At 69.6% G+C, this 26,635-nt stretch carries 19 protein-coding genes and 1 tRNA gene; 6 read left to right on the top strand and 14 right to left on the bottom strand.

Annotation, left to right across the window (positions count from 1 at the left end):
• Positions 1 to 11: 11 nt before the first annotated feature.
• Complete coding sequence (rplK, locus tag ACTJKK_RS06990) at positions 12 to 443, bottom strand: 50S ribosomal protein L11 (protein ID WP_247625126.1); 432 nt, start codon at positions 441 to 443, stop codon at positions 12 to 14.
• A 252-nt stretch (positions 444 to 695) separates the two neighbouring features.
• On the opposite strand from rplK, the gene ACTJKK_RS06995 reads away from it, so the two are divergent.
• Positions 696 to 1,280, top strand: coding sequence for a hypothetical protein (locus ACTJKK_RS06995; protein ID WP_440747455.1), 585 nt, complete (start codon positions 696 to 698; stop codon positions 1,278 to 1,280).
• Between the two features lie 63 nt (positions 1,281 to 1,343).
• Here ACTJKK_RS06995 and nusG read toward each other — a convergent pair whose 3' ends face one another.
• The 3 genes from nusG to ACTJKK_RS07010 all read right to left on the bottom strand — a co-directional run bounded on the left by nusG (position 1,344) and on the right by ACTJKK_RS07010 (position 2,841).
• Positions 1,344 to 2,378: a transcription termination/antitermination protein NusG gene (gene nusG, locus ACTJKK_RS07000; RefSeq protein ID WP_440747456.1), complete on the bottom strand. Its 1,035-nt coding sequence runs from the start codon at positions 2,376 to 2,378 to the stop codon at positions 1,344 to 1,346.
• 78 nt (positions 2,379 to 2,456) lie between these two features.
• Positions 2,457 to 2,729, bottom strand: coding sequence for a preprotein translocase subunit SecE (secE, locus tag ACTJKK_RS07005; RefSeq protein ID WP_247625129.1), 273 nt, complete (start codon positions 2,727 to 2,729; stop codon positions 2,457 to 2,459).
• Between the two features lie 39 nt (positions 2,730 to 2,768).
• Positions 2,769 to 2,841: transfer RNA gene (locus tag ACTJKK_RS07010), tRNA-Trp, on the bottom strand.
• A gap of 192 nt (positions 2,842 to 3,033) precedes the next feature.
• Between ACTJKK_RS07010 and ACTJKK_RS07015 the strand changes: the two genes are divergently transcribed.
• Both ACTJKK_RS07015 and ACTJKK_RS07020 read left to right on the top strand, forming a co-directional pair.
• Positions 3,034 to 4,866: an HSP90 family protein gene (locus ACTJKK_RS07015; protein ID WP_440747457.1), complete on the top strand. Its 1,833-nt coding sequence runs from the start codon at positions 3,034 to 3,036 to the stop codon at positions 4,864 to 4,866.
• Between the two features lie 22 nt (positions 4,867 to 4,888).
• Positions 4,889 to 7,687: a hypothetical protein gene (locus tag ACTJKK_RS07020; RefSeq protein WP_440747458.1), complete on the top strand. Its 2,799-nt coding sequence runs from the start codon at positions 4,889 to 4,891 to the stop codon at positions 7,685 to 7,687.
• 69 nt (positions 7,688 to 7,756) lie between these two features.
• On the opposite strand, the gene poxB is transcribed toward ACTJKK_RS07020, so the two are convergent.
• The 8 genes from poxB to gabT all read right to left on the bottom strand — a co-directional run bounded on the left by poxB (position 7,757) and on the right by gabT (position 19,113).
• Positions 7,757 to 9,481, bottom strand: coding sequence for a ubiquinone-dependent pyruvate dehydrogenase (poxB, locus tag ACTJKK_RS07025; protein WP_440747459.1), 1,725 nt, complete (start codon positions 9,479 to 9,481; stop codon positions 7,757 to 7,759).
• Positions 9,482 to 9,720: 239 nt separating this feature from the next.
• The gene (locus ACTJKK_RS07030; protein ID WP_440747460.1) at positions 9,721 to 10,611 is read right to left on the bottom strand and encodes an endonuclease domain-containing protein; all 891 of its coding nucleotides are present in this window, start codon (positions 10,609 to 10,611) and stop codon (positions 9,721 to 9,723) included.
• A 264-nt stretch (positions 10,612 to 10,875) separates the two neighbouring features.
• A complete protein-coding gene (locus ACTJKK_RS07035; protein WP_247634124.1) occupies positions 10,876 to 12,240 on the bottom strand; it encodes an NAD-dependent succinate-semialdehyde dehydrogenase in 1,365 nt (454 codons plus the stop codon).
• Between the two features lie 65 nt (positions 12,241 to 12,305).
• Complete coding sequence (locus ACTJKK_RS07040) at positions 12,306 to 13,781, bottom strand: NAD-dependent succinate-semialdehyde dehydrogenase (RefSeq protein ID WP_440747461.1); 1,476 nt, start codon at positions 13,779 to 13,781, stop codon at positions 12,306 to 12,308.
• 29 nt (positions 13,782 to 13,810) lie between these two features.
• Entirely contained in the window at positions 13,811 to 15,352 is a 1,542-nt protein-coding gene (locus tag ACTJKK_RS07045; protein ID WP_440747462.1) for an APC family permease, read from the bottom strand.
• Positions 15,352 to 16,236: a universal stress protein gene (locus tag ACTJKK_RS07050; protein WP_440747463.1), complete on the bottom strand. Its 885-nt coding sequence runs from the start codon at positions 16,234 to 16,236 to the stop codon at positions 15,352 to 15,354. Before ACTJKK_RS07050 ends, ACTJKK_RS07045 begins: the two co-directional genes overlap by 1 nt.
• Complete coding sequence (locus ACTJKK_RS07055) at positions 16,233 to 17,612, bottom strand: flavin monoamine oxidase family protein (RefSeq protein ID WP_440747464.1); 1,380 nt, start codon at positions 17,610 to 17,612, stop codon at positions 16,233 to 16,235. Before ACTJKK_RS07055 ends, ACTJKK_RS07050 begins: the two co-directional genes overlap by 4 nt.
• A gap of 139 nt (positions 17,613 to 17,751) precedes the next feature.
• Positions 17,752 to 19,113 carry a 4-aminobutyrate--2-oxoglutarate transaminase gene (gene gabT / locus ACTJKK_RS07060; RefSeq protein ID WP_440747465.1) on the bottom strand — a complete coding sequence of 454 codons (1,362 nt, stop codon included), beginning with the start codon at positions 19,111 to 19,113 and terminating at the stop codon, positions 17,752 to 17,754.
• Positions 19,114 to 19,207: 94 nt separating this feature from the next.
• Here gabT and ACTJKK_RS07065 point away from each other — a divergent pair, with 94 nt between their 5' ends.
• On the top strand, positions 19,208 to 20,728 hold the full coding sequence (locus tag ACTJKK_RS07065) for a PucR family transcriptional regulator (RefSeq protein ID WP_440747466.1): 1,521 nt from the start codon (positions 19,208 to 19,210) through the stop codon (positions 20,726 to 20,728).
• Between the two features lie 55 nt (positions 20,729 to 20,783).
• Here the strand turns inward: ACTJKK_RS07065 and ACTJKK_RS07070 are convergent, their stop codons facing one another.
• Positions 20,784 to 21,908 carry a DUF6226 family protein gene (locus tag ACTJKK_RS07070; RefSeq protein WP_440747467.1) on the bottom strand — a complete coding sequence of 375 codons (1,125 nt, stop codon included), beginning with the start codon at positions 21,906 to 21,908 and terminating at the stop codon, positions 20,784 to 20,786.
• A 67-nt stretch (positions 21,909 to 21,975) separates the two neighbouring features.
• Positions 21,976 to 23,448 (bottom strand): XRE family transcriptional regulator, encoded by a 1,473-nt coding sequence (locus ACTJKK_RS07075; protein WP_247634116.1) that lies wholly within the window; start codon positions 23,446 to 23,448, stop codon positions 21,976 to 21,978.
• Positions 23,449 to 23,582: 134 nt separating this feature from the next.
• Here ACTJKK_RS07075 and aceA point away from each other — a divergent pair, with 134 nt between their 5' ends.
• Positions 23,583 to 24,911 carry an isocitrate lyase gene (aceA, locus tag ACTJKK_RS07080; protein WP_440747468.1) on the top strand — a complete coding sequence of 443 codons (1,329 nt, stop codon included), beginning with the start codon at positions 23,583 to 23,585 and terminating at the stop codon, positions 24,909 to 24,911.
• 61 nt (positions 24,912 to 24,972) lie between these two features.
• On the top strand, positions 24,973 to 26,598 hold the full coding sequence (aceB, locus tag ACTJKK_RS07085) for a malate synthase A (protein WP_440747469.1): 1,626 nt from the start codon (positions 24,973 to 24,975) through the stop codon (positions 26,596 to 26,598).
• Positions 26,599 to 26,635: the final 37 nt, after the last annotated feature.

Genomic DNA, 26,635 nt, shown 5'->3' on the forward strand with positions numbered 1-26,635 from the left:
GATTATTCTCCTCAGCCCTCGACCGTGATGCCCATGGAACGGGCGGTTCCGGCGATGATCTTCGAGGCGGCCTCGATGTCGTTCGCGTTCAGGTCGGCCTGCTTCTGCTCGGCGATCTGACGGACCTGCTCCTTGGTGATCTTCGCGACCTTGACGGTGTGCGGGGTCGACGAGCCCTTGGGCACGCCGGCGGCCTTCTTGATGAGCTCCGCTGCGGGCGGGGTCTTCAGGATGAAGGTGAAGCTGCGGTCCTCGTAGACGGTGATCTCGACGGGGATGACGTTGCCGCGCTGCGACTCGGTCGCGGCGTTGTACGCCTTGCAGAACTCCATGATGTTGACGCCATGCTGACCGAGCGCGGGGCCGATCGGCGGCGCCGGGTTGGCTGCACCGGCGTTGATCTGAAGCTTGATCAGGCCGGTCACCTTCTTCTTCGGTGCCATTTCCTCTTCCTTTCCTCGAACGGATGCCGGATGCATCCGCTCTCCCGCGATCCGGCGATTCCGGACGGCGGTGATGTTCGCACGCACGCAGAAACGGCGCACAAACCATAGAAGTCTACCGGATGGATGCCGCAGCTCGCACCTCGCGCGACGCGCGGGTGTTCCCAGCCGGAAGTCGGATACGGATGCGAGGGTGAACGGGTCAGCCACCGCCACCTCGGCACGAGAGGTGGCAGGAGAAGGAGAGCACGAATGGGACTGTTCCGCCGCACGCCGAAGACCCCGACTCCCCCACCCGCACCGCGCGTCGAAACCGCGCCGCCGACGACGGCGATGCCGATCATCCGCGGCGACCTCGAGGCGGAACTGGCCGCCGAGCTCGACGGCGGTGCTCCGGTTCGCGGAGCCGCGTTCTCCGGCCGGGGTCTGCGCCTGCAGCATCCGCCCGAGGCGGAGTTCGCCGCAGCGCACGCGCAGACGTTCGCCGACGCCGTGCGGAACATCGACGGCATCACTCTCGACTACTCGGTCGAGAGTCTGCGCACGGTCGACGGCGTGCTCGGGAACTTCGAGGAACCCGGCAGCGACGCCGTGGCGGAGACCGTGCTCGCCGCCGGGTTCTACGTGGGCGAGGTGATGGTGCGCCAGCACGGCTACAGATGGGTGAAGACTCCGGAGTACGTACCTCTCCGGGCTCCGTTCGACCTTCTGGTCGTCGGCCCGAAGGGCGACTATTCCAATCCGCTGAGCAAGGCGTTCAAGCGCGTGGAGAACGGCCCGGAGGACAGCGTCGCGTACTTCGTGGTCGCGATGGTCGCCGCGGCTGATCGCGACTAGCGACCGAACGCAGAACGCCCCGCCGGACGGACCGGCGGGGCGTTCTGCGTGAAGAGTTCTGGGTCAGATCATCTTCGTGACCTGGTCGAACGACAGCTCGACCGGGGTCTCGCGCTCGAAGAGCGAGACGAGGACCGTGAGCTTGCCGCTCTCGGGCTTGATCTCGCTGATCGAACCGGGAAGGCCCGCGAACGAACCCTCCTTGATGGTGATCGTCTCGCCGACCTCGAAGTCGACCTCTGCCGGCAGCGGACGGGCGACGGCGACGCCGCCCTTCGACGCGATGTTCTTGGCGGTCGGCACGTCCTTGACCTCGACGAGCGACTTCAGCATGTTGAAGGCCTCTTCGAAGCGCAGCGGCGTGGGGTTGTGGGCGTTGCCCACGAAGCCCGTGACACCCGGGGTGTGGCGCACGACCGACCAGGTGTCTTCCGTGAGCTCCATGCGCACGAGCACGTAGCCGGGGATGCGCACGCGGGTGACCATCTTGCGCTGGCCGTTCTTGATCTCGACGACGTCCTCCATCGGGACCTCGACCTGGTAGATCTCGTCCTCGACCTCGAGCGTCGACTTGCGCTGCTCGATGTTCGCCTTGACCTTGCGCTCGAAGCCCGCGTACGAGTGGATGACGTACCACTTGCCGGGAAGCATCCGCAGGTCGAGGCGGAACGCCTCGTAGGGGTCTTCCTCGGAGTCCTCGTCGGCCTCGTCGGCCTCGACGTCGGCGGCGGGACGGTCTTCCTCACCGTTCACGTCGGGCCCGTCGTAGGGGGTGACCTCGTCGGCCTCGGCGGCCTCGAGCTCGGCCGTCTCTTCGGCCACTGCGTCGTTCAGGACCTCGGCGGCGGCTTCGGACTCCGCTGCCTCGTCCAGGTTGAGAGCGTCGTTCACGATCGCGTCCGCCTCCGGGTCTTCGATTTCGATGTCGTCGTCGGTGTCATCGCCGTCTTCGTCCTCGACGTGCACGGCCACGTGCTCCGCCGACTCGGATGCGCGCTCTTCCTCGGCGAGGATGTTGCCCTCCTGGGCCTCGTCCTCTTCGCTGGACTGCTCTGCGGCAGGTGCCCAGTCGGCGTCGTCGGAATATCGTTCAGACACGTTGCTTCTTTCCACTCACCGCGGCGAGAGCCGTGGAGACTTTTCGGTCAGCCTGCGGCGCGAGCCGCGGGGGTGTCATCAGCCGGGGATACCGAACACGTAGTGCGTCACGAACGCGAAGAACGTGTCGAGGCCGTAGACGATACCCATCACGATCAGGACGAAGACGAGCACGACCGCGGTGAACTTGAACAGCTCTTTGCGGGTCGGCGTGACGACCTTGCGCAGTTCGGAGATGACCTGGCGGATGAACAGGGCGATGCTTCCGAAGAACCGGGAGAAGGGGTTGCCCTTCTTCTCGCGGGCGGCGCCAGCCGCGATGACCTCGCCGCGCGGTTCGTCCTGACTCATCCTGAATGTACCTTTCGTGTGTCAGCGTGCGCTGACGCGCAGGGCGGACAGGAATCGAACCTGCAACCTGCGGTTTTGGAGACCGCTGCTCTGCCAATTGAGCTACCGCCCTAGAGACCGGGAGGTCTCGGGGTGTTCCCACATCCTTTCACGGAATGACTCGGAGTGACCCGGGGCACGGCGAAAGAATGCAGAGAACAAACTGCTCCCCCAGTGTACGGCATCCGACGTCGCCCGCCGAACCGGGGCGACGTCGGCGCCCTCTTGTAGGCTTCGATGCGGGGAATCTCTGGGAGGGGTGTCGATGACAGCGGATGTGCAGCAGTTCCAGGTCGATCTGCGCGGCGTCGTCGACCTCCTGAGCCGCCACATCTACTCCAGCCCCCGGGTCTATCTGCGCGAGCTGCTGCAGAACGCCCGTGACGCGATCACCGCCCGACGAGAGGTCGACGGCGAGGGCGGACGGATCCGCATCACCCCGCTCACCGCCGAGAACGGCGAGTTCGTGCTGCGCGACGACGGCGTGGGACTCACGCTCACCGAGGTCGCCGATCTGCTCGCCACCGTCGGCCGCAGCTCCAAGCGCGACATCTTCGACCTGCCCCGCAGCGACTACCTCGGCCAGTTCGGGATCGGCCTGCTCAGTTGCTTCATGGTCGCCGACACCATCGTCATCCGCTCCCGCAGCGCGAAGGGCGGGGCGTCGGTCGAGTGGACGGGCAGCTCGGACGGCACCTTCCAGGTCGCCGAGATCGACGAGGAGCTGCCGATCGGCACGAGCGTGCACCTCGTGCCGCGCTTCGACGCGGGCGACCTGCTGCGCCCCGCCGCGGTGAACGAGCTCGCGACCGCGTTCGGCGAGTTCCTCCCCGTGCGGGTCACGATCGACTCCGGCGCGGGCGACCTCGATATCACGCACCCGGCCCCGTTCCTCGACGGCACCCCCGAAACCGCCGTGCAGTACGGCCGCGAACTGCTCGGCGCGGCGCCCCTCGACGTCATCGAACTGCACGAGCCGGCCACCGGCACCCGCGGACTCGCCTACGTGCTGCCCTTCGCTCCTCCTCCCGGCGCACGGCAGGCCACGCGCATGTACCTCGGCCGGATGCTCCTCTCGGAGCGCGCCGCCGACGTGCTCCCCGACTGGGCGTTCTTCGTCAGAGCGGTCGTCGACTCCACCGGGCTCGCGCCCACCGCGAGCCGCGAATCGCTCGTCGAGGACGCGGCACTCGAACGCGTGCGCGAACAGCTCGGCGCCGGCATCCGCCGCTGGATCCTCGAGCTCGGTCTGCGCGAGCCGCACCGGCTGGCCCAGTTCGTGGCGATCCACGAGCTCGGGCTCAAGTCGCTCGTGCGCCACGACGAGGAACTGGCCCGGTTCATCACCCGGTGGCTGACCGTCGAGACGACCCACGGCACGATGCAGCTGGGCGACCTCGTCGAACGCTACCCGCACGTGCGCTACGCCTCGTCGGTCGACGAGTTCCGCCAGGTCGCCGGCATCTCGCCGGCATCCGAGGTGCTCGTCAACGGCGGCTACCTCTACGACGCCGACCTCGTGCGCATGCTGCCGGACCTCTACCCCGCCGTGACGATCGAGAAGGTCGACGTCACCGGTGAACTCGACCGGCTCGACCCTCCGCCGCTCGACGACCGCGACGCCGCCGTCGCCCTCGAGGCCAGGGCGAGCGCCGTGCTCGCGGCCTCGTCGTGCGCGGTCGTGGTGCGATCGATCGACCGCCCCGACCTGACCGGCCTGTACGTCGCCGACCCGGACGTGCTGCGTGCGATCGACCGCGGCCGCACGAAGGGCATCACCGGCTCGCTCTGGGGCGGTGTGCTCGACAAGATCGACCAGACGCTGTCCTCCGCCCGCGACGACGACCTGAGCGCGCGCCTGTGCCTGAACTGGTCGAACCGCGTCGTGCGCGCGCTGGTCCGCGTCGATGACGACGCCGTGTTCGCGCGCACCCTCCAGCTGCTGTACATCCAGGCCCTGCTCGCCGGGCACCACCCGCTCAGCGATGCCGACCGCACGCTGATGACCACGGCTCTCAGCGACCTCGTCTCGCTCTCGGCCGGTCTCGAAGAGGACGCGTTCCCCTTCGAGGGCACCGCCGACGGGCCCGCCCGCTGATTCCCGCACCGAGGAGATGTCCATGACCCGTCCGAAGAAGCGCTTCTCGCAGCTCATCGAAGAGATCGACCGCACGCCCTGGGGCCCCGCCGAGCAGACGCTCGTCGCCGAGGCGGTCGCTCTCGCGCAGGAGATCGGCGACGAGCAGCTCGAGTACCAGGCGCGCATGCGGCAGACCGCATCGGCGAACATGAACGGCGCGACCGACGTCATGCTCAACTCGTTCGCCTGGTGCCTCGCCCGCCACGACGCCGACCCCGGCCGGTTCCCCGCCGACCTCGAGTACGGCGGCGCCGACCTGATGTGGCAGTTCAAGTGGATGGCGTCGTCGCTGCGCTCCTCCCCCGCGTTCTCGCAGGAGCAGATCGCTGCGGTGCTCGACGACATGGAGAACCACTACCGCGCGGCCGACCTCGGACTCAGCGGCGTGCTCACCGCCCGCTTCGAAGACGCGTGGGACGCGGGACGCATCGACGATGCCGAGGCGCTGCGCGTGCAGCTCGAGGCCACCCCGCGCGACGATCACAGCCACTGCGACGCCTGCGGGCGCAGCCAGTTCGCCGGGTTCTTCGCAGAGACGGATCGGGATGCCGACGCCATCCGCCTCGTCGAAGAGATGATCGAGGGCGGTTTCTCGTGCGGCGAGGAACCCGAGCACGCCCTCTCGCGCGTGCTGGTGCCGTACTTGCGCAACGGGCGGGGCGAAGAGGCCAAGACCGCGCACCTGCGCAGCTACCGGCTCGCGAAGGACAACCCCGACAACCTCCGCATCGTCGCGAACAACATCGTCTTCACCGCGATCACCGGCAACGAGGCGCGCGCACTGTCGCTCGTCGAACGGCACATCGGCTGGCTCGCGCACGACGGACTCAATGTCGACGCGCACTTCGCCGCACTCGCCGCGTTCGCCGTCGCGCTCGACCGCGTCGCCGCGACCGGTCATGGCGAGACCCCGGTGCGGGGAGCGGATGCCGCGGCCCTCGTGCCGTTCTTCGGACCGCACGACGGTCCCTGGAGCGCCGCCGACCTCGCCGCAGCCGCCTGGGCGACGGCCGAGCGCCTCGGTGCGGAGTTCGACCGCCGCGACGGTACCGACGGTCACGCCCGCGCACTCGAGCGAATGCGCGCGCTCGGAACCGAGAGCTACGACGTGCCGATCCGCTCGGATGCCTTCGTCGCACAGCCCGCCACCGTCGATCCGACGGACGCCGACGGCTGGTACGAGCGCGCGATGCAGCTCGCCCAGTACGGCGACGAGCAGGGCACCCTCGCCGCGCTCCCGCACGCCCTCGAGGTCGCCGACCCCGAGAAGCGCGCGCAGCTGCTGTCGATGCGCCTCGGCATCCTCGTCGCGCTCGATCGTGCCGAGGAGGCGTGGCCGGTGCTTCCCGAGCGCATCGCCGCGCTGCGCGCGGCAGGGAAGGCCGAGCAGGCCGATCTCGAGGAACGCCTCGGGCTCGCGACCTTCGGCCTCGCGACCCCCGAGGATGCCGCTGCCCTCGACCGCGAGCTCGCCGACGCCACGGCTCTGCCGGCGTGGTCGCGGGGAGATCTCGCCCTGAGCCGGGCATCGCTGCACCTGCGCGGCGACGACGCCGACGCCGCGCTGAACCTCGCCGAGCAGGCGGCGCGCGCATTCGCGGAGGCCGAGGACGCCCGCCTGTCGAACACGACGACGCTCGTCGCGATCTCGGCGTTGCTGCACAAGGGCGACACCGAAGCGGCATCCGCTCTGCTCGACCGGCTGATCGCGCAGGACGACCTCAGCACGGGCCACCGGGCGCACGCACTCGAGACGCGGGCCCGCATCCGTGGCGGCAGCGGCGACTTCGCCGAGGGCGCTGCCGATGCCGACGAGGTCTGCCGCCTGATCGCGGGCCTCGGGGCCACCCGTGCACTCGGCTCGGCCCACCTGCTCGCGGGCGCGCTGTGGGAGGACGCCGGCGAGCCCGAGAAGGCCGTCGCGCGGTTCCGGGTGCTCGCGCGCATCGCCGCACAGGAAGGGGCGGATGCCACGGGCGCCGACTTCCGTCTCGCGCGTGCGATGCTCGCGGCCGGCGATGCGGAGGAGGCCGCCGAGCTGTTCGGTACCGTGCTCGAGCGCGAGGAGAAGGCCGAGGTCGAACCCGCCTCGCGCGCCGCCACGGCGATGCTGCTCGCCCGCTCGCTCGCCACGGCGGGCGAGTTCGGTCAGGCGGTCGGCGCGTACGGCTACGCCGCCGACCTGTTCGGCCAGGGCGAGGAGTACGCGGATCAGGCCAGCGCCATGAGCGAGCAGGCCAAGATCCTCGCCCGCTTCGACGAGAACGACGATGCGCTCGCGCTGCTCGAATCGGCCGCCGACATCGTGCGTCGCGCACCCGACGCCGTGGGCGTCATGGCCGATGTGCTGCACAACCTCGGACAGGCCTACGGCGGGCGCGGCGACGAGCGGGCGTTCGCGCTCTTCGACGAGGTCGCAGCCCTCGCGACCGAGCACGAGGCCGACTGGCTGCGCGCCGATGTCACGGACTCCCGCGGGCGCGCGCTCGCCCAGCTCGGACGGATCGACGAGTCCGTCGCCGCCGCGCTCACCGCCGCCGATGCCTTCGCGACCATCGGAGACACCGGCTCCGCCGGGGGCTCGGAGCTGTTCGCCGCCCGCGTGCTCGTCTCGAACGAGCGCGGTTCCGATGCGGTGGCCGTGTACCGCAGTGCGATCGAGCACGGGGCGGAGTTCCCGCAGCTGCGACAGGTCGCGGCCCTCGAACTCGGCGACGTGCTCGAGGGACTCGGCCGTCACGGCGAGGCCGCCGAGGTGCGGGCACTCGTCGAGAGCTGAGTCTCTCGCGGCGGGCCCTTCGACAGGCTCAGGGACCCAGATTCCTGGATCCCTGAGCGCAATGGAGGGTCAGAGGAACTGGCGCCAGTTCGCGCGTGCCAGGTCGAGGAGTTCGTCGCCACGTCCCGACATGACCGTGCGGATGGCGTAGAGCGCGAAGCCCTTGACCTGCGCCGCCTCGATCGCCGGGGGCATCGACAGCTCCTGGCGCTCGGTGACGACGTCGAGCAGCGCGGGGCCATCGTGCGCGAGGACCTCGCGGACGGCATCCGGCAGGTCCTCGCTGTTCTCGACCCGACGCGCGAAGATGCCCATCGCCTCGGCGATCGCCGCGAAACTCGGGTTCGTCAGGTCGGTGCCGTAGGTGACGAAGCCCGCCGCCTTCATCTCGAGCTCGACGAAGTTGAGCGAAGAGTTGTTCACGACGATCGTCTTCACCGGCAGGTGGTTCTGGGTGAGGGTGATCAGCTCGCCGAGCATCATCGCGAGTCCGCCGTCGCCCGCGAGCGCGACGACCTGCCGGTCGGGGTGCGCGACCTGCGCCCCGATACCGTGCAGCAGCGCGTTCGCCATCGACCCGTGCGTGAACGAGCCGATTAGACGGCGCTGCTCGGTCATGTGCAGGTAGCGGGCCGCCCAGACGGTGGGAGACCCGACATCGGCGGTGAAGATCGCGTCGTCTGCGGCGTGGTCGTTCAGCAGCTTCGCGAGGTACTGCGGATGGATCGGACGCCCCGGCTTCGTCGGCACCGCGAGGTCGTCGAGCTTCGCACGGGTCTTGCGGTAGTGCGCGAGGGCGTCGTCGAGGTGGCCGCGGTCGTCCTTGCGGGCGATGCGCGGGAGAAGGGCTTCGGCCGTCGCACGTACGTCGCCGACGAGGCCCAGATCGAGCGGATGCCGCTTGCCGAGCTGCGAGCCGCGGATGTCGACCTGGATCGTCTTCGCCTTGTCGGGATAGAACTGCTCATAGGGGAAGTCACTGCCGAGCACCAGGAGCGCGTCGGCGGACTCCATCGCGCGATAGCCCGAGGCGAATCCGAGCAACCCCGTCATGCCCACGTCGAACGGGTTGTCGTACTCGATGAACTCCTTGCCGCGGAGCGCGTGGACGATGGGTGCGCCGAGAGCATCCGCGAGGGCGATGACCTCGTCGTGCGCTCCCTCGACGCCGGCGCCCGCGAGGATCGTGACCTTCTTCGCAGCGTTGAGCAGGGTCGCCGCCTTCTCGAGCTCGGGGCCGCTGGGCACGACGACCGGGCGGGTGCGCTCGATCACGACGCTGCGGTCGTCGGCGATCTCGGAGAGTGCGACGTCGCCCGGAATCACCAGCACGGCGACGCCGCGCTTCTCGATCGCCGCGCGCATCGCGATCTCCATCAGCCGCGGCATCTGCTTGGTGTCGGCGACGTACTCGACGTACACGCTGCACTCGCGGAACAGCTCCTGCGGGTGCGTCTCCTGGAAGTAGCCCGTGCCGATCTCGTTCGTCGGGATGTGCGCGGCGATGGCGAGCACCGGAACACGCGAGCGATTGGCGTCGTACAGACCGTTGATCAGGTGGAGGTTTCCCGGCCCGCAGGAGCCCGCGACGACCGCGAGGTCGCCCGTGGTGGCGGCATCCGCAGCGGCGGCGAAGGCGGCGGCCTCCTCGTGGCGCACGTGGACCCAGCGGATCGTGCCGTCCTTTCGGAGGGCGTCGGTGAAACCGTTGAGCGAATCGCCCGGCAGTCCGTAGACCCGGTCGATCCCGTTGGCGTGCAGAGTCTTGACGATGTTCTCAGCGACATTGGCCATGCTTCGACCCTACGCCCGCCCCGGCCCGCGCGGTCTGATCGGGTGTCGAGTGCCGGCTCGGCATCCGTCGGGTCCTTCGTGGCCGCGTGCGCCCCGTGAGGGGTCAGAACACGCCCTGCCCTCTCCGGGCTGTAAGGCGTGTCGTGACCCCTCACGCGAGCGCTTCTGCGCCGTGCGACGTGAGGGGTCAGAACACGCCGCTTCCGGCCCCCCGAGGAGGCGTGTTCTGACCCCTCAGATCACGCCGCGCCCGCGAGCAGCCGACGCACACGCCGCACGAGCGCGGCAGGATCGTCGAAGTCGCGGCGCGTGACTGTCACATATCGGTACCCGAGCGCCTCGAGCTCCGCGCGACGGATCTGATCGCGACTCCACTGGTCGGGGTCACGATGGTGATCGCCGTCGTACTCGATGATCAAACGCGACTCGGGGTAGAGCATGTCGACCCGGGCGATGAAGCGGTGCCCGTCTCGGATCTCCACATTGCACTGCGGCGTGGGGAGACCGGCCTCGATCAGGATCAGGCGCACCATCGATTCGCGCGGCGATTCGGCTCGGTCGTCGGCCAACTCCAGGGCGCGTTCCCTCGGCCTCGCGCCGCGCCCACCGCGAAACCGATGGTGAGCGCTCATCAACCCATCGAGGGTGGCGATCGGATGCCGACGGCTGATGATCGCGTCGGTGAGGGCGAGGAGGTGCGGAAGCGAGAGAACTCGCGATACATCGACCCACAGCCGAGCCGGCGCGAGAACACGGATGCCGTCGACGACGAGGACATCGTCCTCCTCCGTTTCGAGTCGGTGCCCGAGAACTCCGGCTCGTCGGATCCGAGTCTCGGCCCGGGCCACGCCGATTCGGGGACGCGCCCAGGCATCCGCCTCTTCCTTCATCGGGAGTGGCAGACCCCAGAGCAGCGCTGCCGTGATGTTGCAGACGAAGGCGTGCGAGGGCAGCGCCTCGAGGAGGAGTCGCAGCTTCTCCGTGTTCTCGAGCGCGACCCGAGCGCGTGTGCCGTGGAACGGCCGATCGAGGTCTTTCGCCCGCATCCGTTTGAGGGTCACTCCTTCGGTGAGCGCTGCAGAGACGGTGAACGCGGTGGGCAGAGCTGACGGAAGCGGGGACGGACGCATCCGCCGATCGTGCCGTTCTCGCGAGCGTCATGAGCACCTCGAGGCCGTTACACCCCGGATTTTGTGCAGAACGCAAGAGAGTCGCGGGCTGTGCAGAACCCATGAGGGGTCACGACACGCCGCACGGGTGGCGTGCCCTGCGGCGTGTTGTGACTCCTCACGGGAGGACGCGCGCGAGACCGCACCCGAAGAGTCAGAAAACGCCGCCTCCCGGGCGGGAAGGCGGCGTTTCTTGACCCCTCGCGAGAGGGTACGCAAGGGCGGTCAGCCGATGCGGATGAGCTTCTTGTTGACGAACTCGTCGGCGGCGAGGTGGCCGAGCTCGCGCGAGGTGCCGCTGCGCTTCACGCCGCCGAAGGGCAGCTCGGGGCTGTCGGCGAGCACGAGGTTGACGTAGACCATGCCGGCCTCGATCCTGTCGGCCACGCGCTCGGCCTGTGCGGCATCGGTCGTGAAGACGTACGAGCCGAGACCGAAGGTCGTGTCGTTCGCGAGATCGACGGCGGCATCCTCGTCGGCGACGCGATACACGACGGCCGCGGGCCCGAAGAGCTCCTCGCGGTAGACGTTCATCGCGGGCGTGACGTCGGCGAGCACGGTGGGGGCGAAGAAGGCGCCCTCGCGGGTGCCGCCCGTGAGCAGCGTCGCGCCCTGCTCGACGGCCTGATCGATCTGCTTCTGCAGGTTCTCGGCCGCCGTCTCGGACGACACCGGCCCGAGCACCGTGTCGTCGAGCGTCGGATCGGATGCCTCGACCGCCGCCATCGCCGCCGTGAACTTCTCGACGAAGGCGTCGTAGAGGTCGTCGACGATGATGAAGCGCTTGGCGCCGTTGCAGGCCTGGCCGTTGTTGTCGAGACGCGCGTCGACACCGGCCTGTACGGTGGCGTCGAGGTCATCCGTCGACAGCACGATGAACGGATCGGACCCGCCGAGCTCGAGAGCCACCTTCTTGAGGTTGCGTCCGGCGATCTCGGCGACTGCGGCACCGGCGCGCTCCGATCCCGTGAGCGAGACGCCCTGCACGCGCCAGTCGGCGATCATCGTCGCGATCTGCTCGTTCGTGGCGAGCACGTTCTGGTACGCGCCCTTCGGGAATCCGGCGTCGTGGTAGATCGCCTCGATCGCGGTCGACGACTCCGGGCACTGCGGCGCGGGCTTGAGCAGGATCGTGTTGCCCACGATCAGGTTCGGCGCCGCGAAACGCACGATCTGGTACGCCGGGAAGTTCCACGGCATGATGCCGACGAGCGGTCCGAGCGACGAGCGACGGATGATCGCCGAGCCGTCGCCGAGGATCGCGATCGGCTGGTCGGCCATGATCGACTCCGCCTGATCGGCGTAGTACTCCGCGATGTCGGCGGCGAAGTCGACCTCGCCCAGAGCAGCCTCGCGGGGCTTGCCCATCTCGCGCACGAAGATGTCGGCCAGCTCTTCGCGGCGCTCGCGGTGCAGCTCGGCCGCACGGCGCAGGAGCGCGGCGCGCTCGGCGACGGTCGAGGTGCGCGACCACTCGCGGTGCGCCTCGTCGGCGGCGACCAGTGCCTCTTCGATCTGCGCGTCCGTGAAGGTGTCGAAGGACGCCAGCGTCTCTCCGGTGGCGGGGTTGATGACGGCGTAGTCGGTCATGGCGTGTCCTCTCGTGGTGGCGTGGGACCCTTCGACGGGCTCAGGGACCCACGCCGGTGTCTGGGTCAGGAGACCGGGATGAGCGTGTACTTGGTGGACAGGTATTCGTGGATGCCCTCGAAGCCGCCCTCGCGGCCGACACCCGACTGCTTGACGCCGCCGAACGGTGCCGCGGCGTTCGAGACGACGCCCACGTTGAGACCCATCATGCCGGTCTCGAGGCCGTCGATCATCCGCTGCCCGCGCTGCAGGTTCTCGGTGAACACGTACGAGACGAGCCCGTACTCGGTGTCGTTGGCGAGACGCACGGCCTCCTCCTCGGTGGAGAAGGTCGAGATCGCGAGCACCGGTCCGAAGATCTCCTCGCGCAGGATCGCACTGCCGGGAACGACGTCGGTGAGGACGGTCGGCTCGTAGTAGGTGCCGACGCCGTCGAGGGCCTTGCCTCCGGCGAGCAGCGTGGCGCCGCGCTCGACGGCGTCGCCGACGAGCTCGGAGGCCTTTGCGACCGCGTCCTCGTCGATGAGCGGGCCGATCGCCACGCCCTCCTCCGTGCCGCGGCCGACCTTCATGGCATTGACGCGCTCGGTCACCTTGCGGGCGAACTCGTCGGCGACGTCCTCGTGCACGATGAAGCGGTTGGCGGCCGTGCACGCCTGGCCGATGTTGCGGAACTTCGCCAGCAGCGCGCCCTCCACGGCCTTGTCGAGATCGGCATCGTCGAACACGACGAACGGGGCGTTGCCGCCGAGTTCCATCGACACGCGCAGCACGCCCTCGGCGGCCTGGGCGATGAGCTTGCGGCCCACCTCGGTCGAGCCCGTGAACGACAGCTTGCGCAGCCGCGGGTCGGCGATGATCGGCGCCGAGAGGGCGCCCGACTTCGAGGTCTGCACGACGTTGACGACGCCCTTCGGGAGCCCCGCCTCTTCGAGCAGCTTGGTGAAGAAGATGGTCGTCAGCGGCGTGAGTGCCGGGGGCTTGATCACGACGGTGCAGCCCGCGGCGAGCGCCGGGGCGATCTTGCGCGTCGCCATCGCGAACGGGAAGTTCCACGGCGTCACGAAGAACGACGGGCCCACGGGGCGCTGCGAGACGACCATGTGCCCGGTGCCCTCGGGGTTGATGCCGTAGCGGCCGCTGATGCGCACGGCCTCCTCGCTGAACCAGCGCAGGAACTCGCCGCCGTAGACGACCTCTCCGCGTGCCTCGGCGAGCGGCTTGCCCATCTCGAGCGTCATGAGCAGCGCGAGGTCCTCCTTGTGCTGCTGCACGAGGTCGAACGCACGGCGCAGGATCTCACTGCGCACGCGCGGCGCGGTCGCCGCCCACGACTCCTGCGCGGCGACCGCCGCGTCGAGGGCGCGGATGCCGTCGTCCGGCGTCGCGTCGGCGATCGTGCGGATCACGGCCCCGGTGGAGGGGTCGGTGACGTCGAAGGTGCCGCCGGCGGAGGCATCCGTCCATTCGCCACCGATGAAGAGGCCGGTGGGGATGCTGTCGAGGAGGGCCTGCTCGGCCGGTGCGATCTGCGTGGTCATGGTTCTCTTTCTCTGAGGAGGCGAGGGGGTCAGCGGCGGCGGAGGCTCGGCGGGGCGTCGATGCCGAGGGTCTGCCCCCGGAAGAACGCGGGGCGCTTGACGGCGTTCCAGATCATCACCGCGATGCCGACGACGATGATGATCATGCCGAGGATGAACACGATCCCGACGCCGCCGACCTGGGCGCCGGAGCCGTAGGCCGGGTCCATGGAGTCGATCAGCGTCGTGACGAACAGCACGGCGAGGATCGCCCCGCCGACGAGCGGGAACAGGAACGTGAAGAACACGTTGCGCACCGAGTCGAACCACTGCTTGCGGAAGTACCAGACGCAGGCGAACGCGGTGATGCCGTAGTAGAAGCAGATCATCATGCCGAGCGTGAGGATGGTGTCCCACAGCGTGTTCTCGCTGACGACGCGCATGACCGCGTAGAACGCCGAGGCCACGATCGCCGACACGATGGTGGCGTACCCGGGGGTGAAGAAGCGGGGGCTGACCTTCGCGAACGACTTCGGTAGGGCGCCGTAGTGCCCCATCGCGAGCAGCGTGCGGGCGGGGCCGACGAACGTCGACTGCAGCGACGATGCCGAGCTCGTGAGAACGGCGAGCGAGACCAGGAACGCGAGCGGTCCGAGGATCGGCCCGGAGAGGTGGAAGAACACGTTCTCCTGGATCTCCTCGTTGCCGAGCCCGAGTTCGCCCGTTCCGACGCCCGCGAACATGATCATGGCGACCGCGAGCAGCAGGTACAGCGTCACGATCGTGACGACGGTGACGGTGGCCGCGCGACCCGGGGTCTTCTCGGGGTCCTTGGTCTCTTCGTTCATCGTGAGGGTGACATCCCACCCCCAGAAGATGAAGATCGAGAGCGAGAGCCCGGCGGCGACGGCGCTGAACGACGAGATCGCGAACGGGTTGAACCAGTTCGGATCGAACGGCTGGTAGTCGAAGCCGTTGCCGCTGACCGCCTGCACGATCGCCGCACCGGCGAAGAAGACCAGGACGAGCAGCTGGAAGCCCACGAGCCAGTACTGCAGCTTCTGCGTGGTCTGCATGTCGCGGTACGACACCAGGGTCGCGCCGAGCATGAAGAGCAGACAGACGCCGATGTTGATCCAGGTGACGCTCGCGAGGTCGGCGATGGCCGGGTTGTTCGTGATCTGGGAGATCAACAGGAAGAGGAAGTCGACCGCGATGCCGGCGAGGTTGGAGAGGACGAGGATCGTCGCGACGACCAGACCCCATCCCGCCATCCACCCGATCCACGGCCCGAAGGCGCGAGTGGCCCAGGTGAACGACGTGCCCGAGTCGGGCATCCGGTTGTTGAGCTCGCGGTAGCCGAAGGCCACGAGGAGCATCGGGATGAAGCCGACGAGGATGATCGCGGGGATCTGCGCACCGACGGTGGATGCCGTGGGGCCGACCGCGGCGGTGAACGTGTACGCCGGAGCGATGCACGAGATGCCGATGACGACGGCTCCGATGAGCCCGATGGTGCCGGCGCTCAGGCCCTTGCTCGACAGGCCGGTGGTCACTGCTTCGGGCTCCGTCGCCCGATTCGTGCTGCTCATCAGCGGTCTCCTGCTTCCCCGCGCGTGCGCGGGACGACGATCATGGGAACGGGCAGCTCGTGCAGCATCTTCGCCGCCGTGCTGCCCAGGAACAGGCGTCGCGGCTGTGCGAGCCTGCTGGAGCCGACGAGAGCGACCTCGCCCGGGAGCCAGGAGAGATTCGAGACGGCGTCCTCGACGCTGTCTCCGGGGGCCTCTTCCATTACGGCACCGAGGGTGTCGGGAAGACGGTCCTTCGCCCGGGCGAGCACCTCGTGGGCGTGCTCCTCGCCGACGACGCGGATCGCGCCGGTGTCGAGTCCCGGGGGAACGTCGAAGGGTACGAGCGAGACGAGTCGCAGGTCGACGCCTCCGTCGGCCGCGAGCGCCGCCGCCTCGTCGAGCAGCACCTCGGCGCCCGGTCGGGTTCCGACGGCGGCCGTGACGCGCGGCACGACGTGGTCGTCCTGCGTCGCCGTGCCCGCGGGTGCCAGCGCGACCGGGATGGTCGAGGAGTGCAGCAGCTCCGAGGCGACCGAGCCGAGGCGGTGACGGCCAAAGAGGCTGCCGGCGGCCGCGCCGACGACGATCAGGCGGGCATCGAACTCCTCGCCGGCGGCGATGAGGCCCTCGGCGAACGATTCGGCGATCCGCACGTGACCGCGGCTGTGCACCTCGTGCGGAAGGCGCAGGATCGCGTCCTCCAGCCAGCGCTTCGCCTGGGCGCGGATGTGGTCCTCATAGGCCCGCTCGGGCGGGACGACCGGGCTGCGCGTCCCCTCGGCGGGGAGCACGATCACCAGGTGGAGCGTCGCATCGAGGCTGCGCGCGAGACGCGCGCCGAGAGCCGCGGCATCCGCCCCGGCATCCGTCGCCGTGTAGCCGACGACGATCGAGGAGCTCATGCGCCGCTCGCTGCCGTGCCGACGCGACCCGCGTCGATGATGTTCTCGGCGGCGAGGTGACCCATGCGGATCGCGCCGTCGACGTGCTGGTATCCCGCGCCGGCCATGTCGCTGCAGGCGAAGTGGATCGGGCCGACCGCGGCGCGCAGGTCGGCGCCGTAGCGGTGCAGACCTCCCATGTCGAAGCTCGCGGCGTAGGCGCCGCGCGTCCACTCCTCGGTGCCCCAGTCGCTCTCGTAGTAGACGACGGGGTTCTTGGCCTCGGGGCCGTAGTAGTGCGAGAGCGACTCGAGGATGCGCTCCTTGCGCTCCTCGGCCGACAGCTCGAACAGATCGTCGGCGTTCTGGTCGGAGACGAAGCCGACGAGGGTGCCGCGCTCATCGCCGTGGTTGGTGTTGTCGTAGGCCTCGTGCGACAGCTCGTACGGGCTGAACGCGGTACCGCTGAGCCCCTGCTCGCGCCAGAACGGCCGGTCGTAGACGGCGTGCACCTTGATGACGAAGCCCATAGACAGGTGCTGGTGCAGCTGGTGCTGACGGCGCGGAAGCGGCGGCACGAACGAGATGCGGCTGTAGAGCACGGGCGCGTGCGCGAGGATCGCGAAACGCGCGCGGACGGTGAGGTCGTCGGTCGTGGCGGTCACCCCGGTCGCGCCCCATTCGAGCGAACGCACGGGCTGGTTCAGCAGGACGTCGTCGCCGAGCCGCTCGGCGAGCAGGATCGGCACCCGCTGCAGACCGCCCACGACGCGCTTGTCGAGGATGAAGTCGGCGTCGACGAGGTGGGAGTAGGAACCCGCGGATGCCGCCATCAGCAGCGACTGCAGCAGCGAGAACGCGTGGGTGGGCTTGGTGAGCATCGCGGAGCCGGTGGCGAAGGCCAGGTTGCGCACGGCCTCGTCGTCGTCGGTCTGCTGGCGGAGCCACGCATCCCAGGTGACGGCGTCCCACTCGGCGGCCTTCGGGTGCGCCCAGGGACGGTCGGGGTCGATCTCGGCGACCATCGCATCGAGGCGCTCGGTGATCTCGGCGATCGCCTTCTCGGTGGCGGCGGAGACGGGGAACATCTCGCCCGTGAAGCGCGAGGTCTTGCCGTCGGGGCCGACGTAGACGCTGTCGCCCTCGCGGTAGCGGCTGTAGGTCTCGAGGCCGAGCTCATCGATCGTGTCGATGAGAGCCTGCTGGTCGGGTGAGACCCACTGGCCGCCGATCTCGAGCATGGCGCCGTCGATGACGTCGGTCCACAGACGCCCGCCGACGCGGTCGCGCGCCTCGAGGACGGCGACCGACAGTCCCGCCTTGCGCAGGTCGTTCGCCGCCGTGAGGCCGGCGGCGCCGGCGCCGATGATGAGGACGTCTCGCGTGATCTCAGCCATTGCAACTCCTTCGTCGGATGAAACTGTCGGGTGAATCTGTCGGGGTGGATCTGTGGTGAAGAGTGCCGGCCGCGACCCCCAATCCCCCGATCAGGGTCGCGGCCGGACGTTTTCCAGATGGCGCGAACGCGCCCGTCGGTTACGCCGCGGCGAGCGCCGCCGCCACGATGTCGAGGCCTTCGTTCAGCAGCTCGTCGCCGATCGAGAGCGGCGGGAGGAAGCGGATGACGTTGCCGTAGGTGCCGCACGTGAGCACGATCACGCCCTGAGCGATGGCGGCCTTCGCGACCGCGGCCGTGAGCGCGGCATCCGGCGCCTTCGTCTCGGGGTCGACGAACTCGGCGGCGATCATCGCGCCGTGTCCGCGCACGTCGCCGATGCGGGCGTCGCTCTTCTGGATGTCGAGCAGACGCGCGGTGAGGATCTCACCGATCTCGCGTGCGCGCTCGATCACTCCATCGTTCTCGAACACGTCGATCGAGGCGAGAGCCGCGGCGCAGGCGATCGGGTTGCCGCCGTAGGTGCCGCCGAGTCCACCGGCGTGCGAGGCGTCCATGATCTCGGCGCGGCCGGTGACGGCGGCGAGCGGCAGACCACCGGCGATGCCCTTGGCGGTCGTGATCAGGTCGGGCTCGATGCCGAAGATCTCGCTCGCGAACATGTGCCCCGTGCGGGCGAAACCGGTCTGCACCTCGTCGGCGATGAAGACGACGCCGTTCGCACGGCACCACTCGGCGATCGCGGGGAGGAAGCCCTCGGCGGGCACGATGAAGCCGCCCTCGCCCTGGATGGGCTCGATGATGACAGCGGCGAGGTTGTCGGCGCCGATCTGCTTCTCGAGCTGCAGGATGACGCGGGCTGCGGCCTCTCCGCCCTCGAGACCGTCGCGGAACGGATACGACATCGGTGCCCGGTAGACCTCGGGCGCGAAGGGACCGAAGCCGCTCTTGTACGGCATCGACTTGGCGGTGAGCGCCATCGTGAGGTTGGTGCGGCCGTGGTAGCCGTGGTCGAAGGCGACGACGGCCTGACGACCCGTGTACTTGCGGGCGATCTTGATCGCGTTCTCGACCGCCTCGGCTCCCGAGTTGAACAGGGCGCTCTTCTTGGCGAATTCGCCGGGCGTGATGCGGTTGAGCGCCTCGGCGACGCCGACGTACGACTCGTAGGGCGAGATCATGAAGCAGGTGTGCGTGAACTGCGCGGCCTGCGCGGCGACGGCGGCGGCGACCTTCGGGTGCGCGTTGCCGACCGAGGTCACGGCGATGCCGGAGCCGAGGTCGATGAGCGAGTTGCCGTCGGCGTCGACGACCACGCCGCCACCCGCGGCGACCGCCGCGACGGGAACCGTGTGACCGACACCCGCGGCCACGGCATCCGCCTTACGGGCCAGCAGCTCGGCCGAGCGCGGGCCGGGCAGGTCGGTGACCAGGCGACGCTCCTGGGGGAGCTCGGGTCCTCCGAGGGGGACGACGGGGGATGCGGTGTCGAGGAGTGCCATGTCGCGAGCGTACGACCGGGCACCGACATCGCGCATTCGCCCGACTGTACAATCGACGACGAGACTTCGCCGAGACGTACAAGAGAGGCGGCGCATGGCCGATCAGCCCACTCTGCAGGCCCTCCTCCGGCGCCGCGATCTCGACCTCCGTCTGGTGTCGCACCCGGCCGCGCTTCCGGTCGGCGCCCTCGAGAGGCCGTTGCGCTGGGTGCACAGTTCGGACCTCGCCGACCCCACCCCGTTCCTCTCCGACGACCTCGCCCTCCTCACCACCGGCACGCAGTTCGACGCGGCATCCGAAAGAGACTCGGCATCCGACATCGGCGCGTACGTCGCCCGACTCGCCGACCGCGGCGTGCTCGGACTCGGGTTCGGCACGGAGGTGCACCGCTCCGGCATCCCCGAGGCCCTGGTCGACGCCTGCGCCCTGCACGGCATCCCGCTCTTCGAGGTGCCCTATCGCACCCCCTTCATCGCCATCGCCCGCGCTCACTCCGAAGCCATCGCCGCGCAGGCCTACGCGCGGCGCTCCTGGGCGCTCGACGCGCAGCGCGGGCTCGCACTGGCCGCCCTCCGCCCCCGAGGACTCGATGCGATCATCACCGAGCTCAGCCGTCGGCTCGGCGTGTGGGCCGGGATGTTCGACGCCGCGGGCGCCCTGCTGCACTCCCCCGCGCGCGATGCGGTCGACCGCGAGCTGCTCGACGCCCTGGGCGAGCGCGTCGCCGAGGTGCTCGCCCGCGGGCTCGAGGCCGGGCAGTCGCTCACGATCGACGGGCGCACCTTCCTGCTCTCGACCGTCGGCCGCGGCGGGCACCTGCGCGGAGTGATCGCCCTCGAGATCGACACCCTCGACGCCGAGGCACGCGCCGTCGTCACCTCGGTGATCGCGATGTCGGGGCTGGCGCTCGAGCAGAGCGAGCAATTGGCGCGCAGCCGGCGACGCCTGCACTCCCAGCTGCTGCGCTCCCTGCTCACCGACGACCCGTCGATCGCGCGGCGCGTGCTCGGTGCGCTGCCCGTCGCGCCGATCGTCGTCGCCGTCTCCGGCGATGCCCCCGCCACCGCCCTCGTGGACTGGTGGGAGCGTCAGCGCACCGAGCACGGGGTGGCGTCGTTCCTGGCCGAGTCGGACGACGGCGTGACGATGTGCGTCGCGGCCGACGACGACGCACTCCTCGACGAGCTGGCGGCGCGTTTCGGCATCCGCATCGGCGTCTCCGAACCCGACTCCTACGCCGCGTTCTCCCGCTCGCACGCCCAGGCCCTCACCGCTCTGCGCCAGCGGAGCACGCCGGGCGCCGCCCGATTCGCGGATGCCGCCGGCTCGAGCATCCTGTCGGCGCTGGCCACCGACGAGGCACGCCTGGTCGCCGAGTCGCGCCTCGCACCGCTGCGCGCCCACGATGCCGGTACCGGGTCGGGGCTGGAGCAGTCTCTGCGGGTGTGGCTCGAGAACGACGCACGCGCCGAACAGGCAGCGACCGCGCTGGGGGTGCACCGCCACACCCTCCGCTCGCGTATCGCCCAGGCGGGCACGCTGCTCGACATCGACCTGTCGTCGTTCCCGGCGCGCGCCGAGCTGTGGGCCCTGCTGGAGACGGCGCGCGACTGAGGCGCGAAGAGCACGTTCCCGTCGCAGCGCGAACGCGGGTCGAGCCGCGAACGCGCTACGCGGACGGCGCCGCCCGGAGCGGCCAGGCGGGCCACCAGCCGTCGTCGAGATCGCGCAGCACGGCGGCTTTCTGCTCGCGCACCTCTTCGGGCAGTTCCGGAGCCGCCCCCGAGCTGCTCGATCGCCCCTCTCCGCCGAGGGAGACCAGCTGCGTGAGCTGCCAGGCGCGGCGTCCGACGGGGAACCGCTCGCGGATTCCGCCCGCAGCGATCGCAAGAAGCGTCCTCTCGAGCTCATCCGCCGCGGATTCGGCGGTCTCGTCGCACGCATCGCACGTGCAGGAGGGGATGATCGCCCGGAAGAGCGCACCGGCCTCCACCTCGACGCACGGCCCGGTCTCCGTGAGCGCGATCGGAGCACCCGTGGGCGGTTCCAGCACGATGCGGCGGGCGCCCTCGGGCCCTCCCTCCTCGCGCACCTCGGTCGCGTACCCGCTGCGGAGGTGATCGACGAGGGCATCGACGACGAGGCGAAGCGGTTCGAAGCGCTCCGGATGCGACTCCCGCGAGTACGCGTCCTCGGGCGGAGCGCCGCCCGCCCACCGGCTCCCGTACCGGATGATGCGCCCCTCGTCGTCGACGTACTCGCGCGTCGGAAGACTCGGACGACGGTAGTCGACCGGCGGGACGATCAGCGCCGGTTCCGGCAGGTCCCGGGTGAGGGCCTGCATCTCCTGGTCGTCGAGATCGTCCTGCTCCCAGGAGGCGAGCATCTCCCGGAAGTCGTCGAGCCGCTCGGGGTGCGTGAGGATCCCCTGCAGGAGACCCGCCACCGGGATCGAGCGCGTGTTCGTGCCGACCTCGAGGTCGGGCGTCGCACGCCACGTGGCCGCGGGATGGATGACGGCGATCGCATTACCGAGGAACCGAGCCGCGGACTCCGCCAGGGCAGCCGAATCCGCGATGATCGGATGCTCCGCGACGAACCTCCACAGCGCCGGGAAGTCCTCCGCCAGCTCCGCCGGAACGGCTCCTTCGCGTTCGACGAGGTCCGCGAAGGATTCGAAGCCCTCGATGAACCGCACCGGCCCCGGAGCGGCGGTCAGCGGACCGAAGCTCAGGATGGCGGAGGCGGCCCCCGGCGGCGCGCCGACCGGCCCGGGGAAGACGTCGCTGTTCATCGTGTCGCTCCTCTCCTCACCCCCGGCGTCGTCATCGCGCCGAGTCCGATGAGCCTAACGAGCACCCTCACTCCGGCGCGTGCGCCTCGAGGAATTCGTACACATCGGTCGTGTCCACGCCCGGGAACGATCCGGTCGGAAGCGTCGCGAGCAGCGTGCGCGGGGTCTTCACATTCGGCCAGGAGTTGTCGCGCCAGCGCTCCTCGAGCTCGGCCGGGGCTCGACGGCAGCACACCTCGACCGAATGCTTCGAGACTCCGCGATGGGGAGTGTCGCGTCCGACGAACCACTTGGTGTCGTCGAAGCGCACGCCCACGCTCACCGAGTGCAGCCCCTCGCTCGACGCCTCGACCCTGGCCGTGCACCAGTAGGTGCCGTTGCCGGTGTCGGTGTACTGGTAATAGGGATTGAAGCGGTCGTCCTCATCGAACACCACCCGGCTGGTCCACCTGCGGCAGCACATCTGCCCTTCGATCGCCCCGAGGCGGTCGGCGGGGAAGTTCACGTCGTCGTTCTCGTACGCCTTCGTGATCGTGCCCGACTCGTGCACCTTGAGGAAGTGCACGGGGATGCCGAGGTGCCGCGTCGCGAGGTTCGTGAAGCGGTGCGCGGCCGTCTCGTACGAGACGGAGTAGGTGTCGCGCAGATCTTCGATCGAGATCGCCCGTCGCGCCTTCGCGTCGCGGAGCGCCGGGACGACGTGCGCCTCGGGGATCAGCAGCGCACCGGTGAGGTAGTTGGTCTCGACCCGCTGGCGCAGGAACTCGGCGTAGCTGCGCGGCTCGGAGTGCCCGAGGATGCGGCTCGACAGCGCCTGCAGCACCGCGGTGCGGGCGTCGCCCTTGGCCGGCACGCTGCTCGACAGGTACAGGCGCCCGTGCGCGAGATCGGCGACGCTGCGGGTGGTCTGCGGCAGATCCGGCGCGTAGTGCAGAGTGAAGCCGAGATAGGCGGCGATCTCGGATGCCGTGCGCTGGGTGAGAGGGCCGCCGGGGTGGCCGACCGCGTCGAGGATCTCGGCGGCCTTCTGCTCGAGGTCGGCGAAGTGGTTGTCCTGCCGGCGCATGAGGTGACGCAGCTCGACGTTCGCCCGCCGGGCCTCTTCCGGCGTCGCCGCCCGCTCGTCGCGGAGTCGGTCGATCTCGCCGTGCAGCGCGAGCAGGGCGGTGAGCGCCTCGGTCGGCATCGACTTCGCGATACGGAAAGGCTCGATGCCGAGCGCCTGGAACGTCTGCCCCTTCATCGCGCGTTCGAGCGCGATCTCGATCGCACTGCGCTCGTCGAGCGGCTCGCCCTCGAGCAGAGCGTCGAGCGTCACCCCGAGGGCGCGCGCGATCGCCTGGAGCTGCGACAGCTTCGCCTCGCGCTTGCCCGTCTCGATCATCGACAGCTGACTCGGCGCACGATCGACCGCGGAGGCGAGGTCGTCGAGGGTCATCCCCCGCGCGGTGCGCAGACGGCGGATACGCCGCCCGATCGTGAGGGCGTCGGTCTCCTCTGCGGTTCCCGCCGGGGTCCCTGAGCCTGTCGAAGGGTCCATGACGGCGATTCTGTCACAGAAACAGAATTTCGACCGATCTTCACAGGGAAACCCTTCATCGAAGCATCCGTTCTTCACCCACAGTGGATCACACGCCACCCGGCACCGCCGCCGGATCGACCGAAGGAGACACCATGACGACGCACGCACCCCGCCCCGCAGGTCTGCGAGCCGGCGACCAGGTCCAGACCGCCGCCGAGCTCCAGGAGATCTGGGACACCGATCCCCGCTGGGACGGCGTCGAGCGCACCTACACCGCCGCCGACGTCATCCGCATCCGAGGGTCCATCCGCGAGGAGTCGACGCTCGCCCACCGCGGCGCCGAGAACCTCTGGAACCTGCTCCACACCGAGGACTACATCCGCGCACTCGGTGCCTACACCGGCGGCCAGGCCGTGCAGCAGGTGCGCGCCGGGCTCAAGGCGATCTACCTCTCGGGCTGGCAGGTCGCCGCCGACGGCAACCTCGCGGGCCAGACCTACCCCGACCAGTCGCTCTACCCGGCGAACTCGGTGCCGGCCGTCGTGCGCCGCATCAACAACGCGCTGCTGCGTCAGGACCAGCTCGAGCACGCCGAGGCCGCGGCGGGCGAAGGAGAGATCACGCAGGACTGGCTCGCCCCGATCGTCGCCGACGCCGAGGCCGGATTCGGCGGACCGCTCAACGCCTACGAACTCGCTCAGTCGCTGATCCAGGCCGGCGCAGCCGCGATCCACTGGGAGGACCAGCTCGCGAGCGAGAAGAAGTGCGGCCACCTCGGCGGCAAGGTGCTCGTGCCCACCCAGCAGCACATCCGCACGCTGAACGCGGCACGGCTCGCGGCCGACGTCGCGGGCGTCCCGACCGTCATCATCGCCCGGACGGATGCCCTCGCGGCCGACCTGCTCACCAGCGACGTCGACGAGCGCGACCAGGCGTTCACCACCGGCGAGCGCACGCCCGAGGGCTTCTACCGCGTGACGCCGGGCATCGACGCGGTCATCAGCCGCGGCCTGGCCTTCGCACCCTACGCCGACCTGCTCTGGGTCGAGACGGGCGAGCCCGACATCGAGCTGGCGCGCGCCTTCGCCGCGGCGATCCACGCCGAGTTCCCGGGCAAGCTGCTCGCCTACAACTGCTCACCCAGCTTCAACTGGAAGCGCCACCTGTCGGATGCCGAGATCGCGACGTTCCAGCAGGAGCTGGCCGACCTCGGCTACAAGTTCCAGTTCATCACGCTGGCCGGCTTCCACGCCCTGAACTACTCCATGTTCGACCTCGCCCGCGGCTACGCCGATCGCGCCATGAGCGCGTACGTCGAGCTGCAGGAGGCCGAGTTCGCCGCCGAGGCCGACGGCTACACCGCCACCAAGCACCAGCGCGAGGCGGGCACCGGCTACTTCGACGTGATCTCCACGGCGCTCAACCCCGACAGCGCCACTCTCGCCCTCGCCGGCTCCACCGAGACCGCGCAGTTCCACTGACCCTCCCTCTTCACCGGGTTGCTGAGCCTGTCGAAGCACCCCCACGAGACAAGGACCCATCATGACCATCACACCCCCCACCCCGACCCTGCAGGGTCCGGCGATCGAGATCACCGGTACGCTGCACGACCGCTACGACGAGATCCTCACGCCCGCGGCGATCGCGTTCCTCACCGAACTGCACCACCGGTTCGCATCGCGTCGCCACGACCGCCTGGCCGACCGCATGCGCCGCCGCTTCGAGATCGGCAACGGGCACGACCCGCACTTCCGGGCCGACACGGCGCACATCCGCGACGACGCCTCGTGGCGCGTCGCCGGTGCCGGACCCGGCCTCGAGGACCGTCGCGTCGAGATCACCGGACCGACCGATCCGAAGATGACGATCAACGCCCTCAACTCGGGCGCGCGGGTCTGGCTCGCCGACCAGGAGGATGCCACGAGCCCCACCTGGAGGAACGTCGTCGAGGGCCAGCTGTCGCTGCGCGATGCGATCCGCGGCGAGCTGTCGTTCACGTCCCCCGAGGGCAAGGAGTACCGCGTCACCGCCGAGCGCACGCCGACCATCGTGATGCGTCCGCGCGGCTGGCACCTGCCCGAGAAGCACATCGCCTTCATCGACCGCGCGGGGCGCCGCACCGCGGCATCCGGATCGCTGGTCGACTTCGGCCTCTACTTCCTGCACAACGCGCAGGCGCTGATCGAGGCGGGGCGCGGCCCGTACTTCTACATCGCGAAGCTCGAGTCGAGCGACGAGGCGAAGCTGTGGGACGACGTGTTCTCGTTCAGCGAGGAGTACATCGGTCTCCCCCACGGCACGATCCGCGCCACGGTCCTGATCGAGACCCTGCCGGCGGCGTTCGAGATGGACGAGATCCTCTACGAGCTGCGCGACCACTGCGCGGGCCTCAACGCCGGACGCTGGGACTACATCTTCTCGATCATCAAGAACTACCGGGGTCGCGGCGCCCGCTTCGTGCTGCCCGACCGCAGCGAGGTGACGATGACGGTGCCGTTCATGCGGGCGTACACCGAGCTGCTCGTGCAGACGTGCCACAAGCGCGGGGCATTCGCGATCGGCGGCATGAGCGCCTCGATCCCCAACCGCCGCGACCCCGAGGCCACGGCGCGCGCGATCGAGAAGGTCGCGGCCGACAAGAAGCGCGAGGCCGGCGACGGCTTCGACGGCACCTGGGTGGCGCACCCGGATCTCATCCCGACCGCGCAGGCCGAGTTCGACGCGGTGCTCGGCGATCGACCCAACCAGGTCGACCGGCAGCGCGACGACGTGCATGTGCAGGCATCCGATCTGATCGACCTGCACATCGGCCGACCGATCACGGCGAAGGGCGTGCTCGACAACGTGTCGGTCGCGATCCGCTACCTCGAGGCCTGGTTGCGGGGACTGGGCGCGGTGGCGATCGACAACCTCATGGAGGATGCCGCGACCGCCGAGATCAGCCGCTCGCAGGTGTGGCAGTGGATCCACCAGGACCGCACCACCGAGGACGGCACGGCGATCACCGCCGAGTACGTCGAGGAGCTCGTCTCCGCCGTGCTCCGCGAGGCGACACGCAGTGCCGACGACCGGTTCGACGACGCCGCGGAGATCTTCCGCGAGGTCGCGCTGCGCGAGGAGTTCCCCACCTTCCTGACGCTGGGCGCCTACGCCCGGTACCTCGACTGACGTCCTGACCGTGAGGAAGAGCGGATGCCGCGGCTGA

The sequence above is a fragment of the Microbacterium sp. 22179 genome, assembly GCF_052045715.1.
In the GTDB taxonomy this organism is placed as follows: Bacteria; Actinomycetota; Actinomycetes; order Actinomycetales; family Microbacteriaceae; genus Microbacterium; species Microbacterium galbinum.

Excerpts from the sequence above, each read along its gene's own strand:
- rplK (WP_247625126.1), bottom strand. The coding sequence starts at position 443 with ATGGCACCGAAGAAGAAGGTGACCGGCCTGATCAAGCTTCAGATCAAC.
- ACTJKK_RS06995 (WP_440747455.1), top strand. The coding sequence starts at position 696 with ATGGGACTGTTCCGCCGCACGCCGAAGACCCCGACTCCCCCACCCGCA.
- secE (WP_247625129.1), bottom strand. The coding sequence starts at position 2,729 with ATGAGTCAGGACGAACCGCGCGGCGAGGTCATCGCGGCTGGCGCCGCC.
- ACTJKK_RS07015 (WP_440747457.1), top strand. The coding sequence starts at position 3,034 with ATGACAGCGGATGTGCAGCAGTTCCAGGTCGATCTGCGCGGCGTCGTC.
- ACTJKK_RS07020 (WP_440747458.1), top strand. The coding sequence starts at position 4,889 with ATGACCCGTCCGAAGAAGCGCTTCTCGCAGCTCATCGAAGAGATCGAC.
- poxB (WP_440747459.1), bottom strand. The coding sequence starts at position 9,481 with ATGGCCAATGTCGCTGAGAACATCGTCAAGACTCTGCACGCCAACGGG.
- ACTJKK_RS07030 (WP_440747460.1), bottom strand. The coding sequence starts at position 10,611 with ATGCGTCCGTCCCCGCTTCCGTCAGCTCTGCCCACCGCGTTCACCGTC.
- ACTJKK_RS07035 (WP_247634124.1), bottom strand. The coding sequence starts at position 12,240 with ATGACCGACTACGCCGTCATCAACCCCGCCACCGGAGAGACGCTGGCG.
- ACTJKK_RS07040 (WP_440747461.1), bottom strand. The coding sequence starts at position 13,781 with ATGACCACGCAGATCGCACCGGCCGAGCAGGCCCTCCTCGACAGCATC.
- ACTJKK_RS07045 (WP_440747462.1), bottom strand. The coding sequence starts at position 15,352 with ATGAGCAGCACGAATCGGGCGACGGAGCCCGAAGCAGTGACCACCGGC.
- ACTJKK_RS07050 (WP_440747463.1), bottom strand. The coding sequence starts at position 16,236 with ATGAGCTCCTCGATCGTCGTCGGCTACACGGCGACGGATGCCGGGGCG.
- ACTJKK_RS07055 (WP_440747464.1), bottom strand. The coding sequence starts at position 17,612 with ATGGCTGAGATCACGCGAGACGTCCTCATCATCGGCGCCGGCGCCGCC.
- gabT (WP_440747465.1), bottom strand. The coding sequence starts at position 19,113 with ATGGCACTCCTCGACACCGCATCCCCCGTCGTCCCCCTCGGAGGACCC.
- ACTJKK_RS07065 (WP_440747466.1), top strand. The coding sequence starts at position 19,208 with ATGGCCGATCAGCCCACTCTGCAGGCCCTCCTCCGGCGCCGCGATCTC.
- ACTJKK_RS07070 (WP_440747467.1), bottom strand. The coding sequence starts at position 21,908 with ATGAACAGCGACGTCTTCCCCGGGCCGGTCGGCGCGCCGCCGGGGGCC.
- ACTJKK_RS07075 (WP_247634116.1), bottom strand. The coding sequence starts at position 23,448 with ATGGACCCTTCGACAGGCTCAGGGACCCCGGCGGGAACCGCAGAGGAG.
- aceA (WP_440747468.1), top strand. The coding sequence starts at position 23,583 with ATGACGACGCACGCACCCCGCCCCGCAGGTCTGCGAGCCGGCGACCAG.
- aceB (WP_440747469.1), top strand. The coding sequence starts at position 24,973 with ATGACCATCACACCCCCCACCCCGACCCTGCAGGGTCCGGCGATCGAG.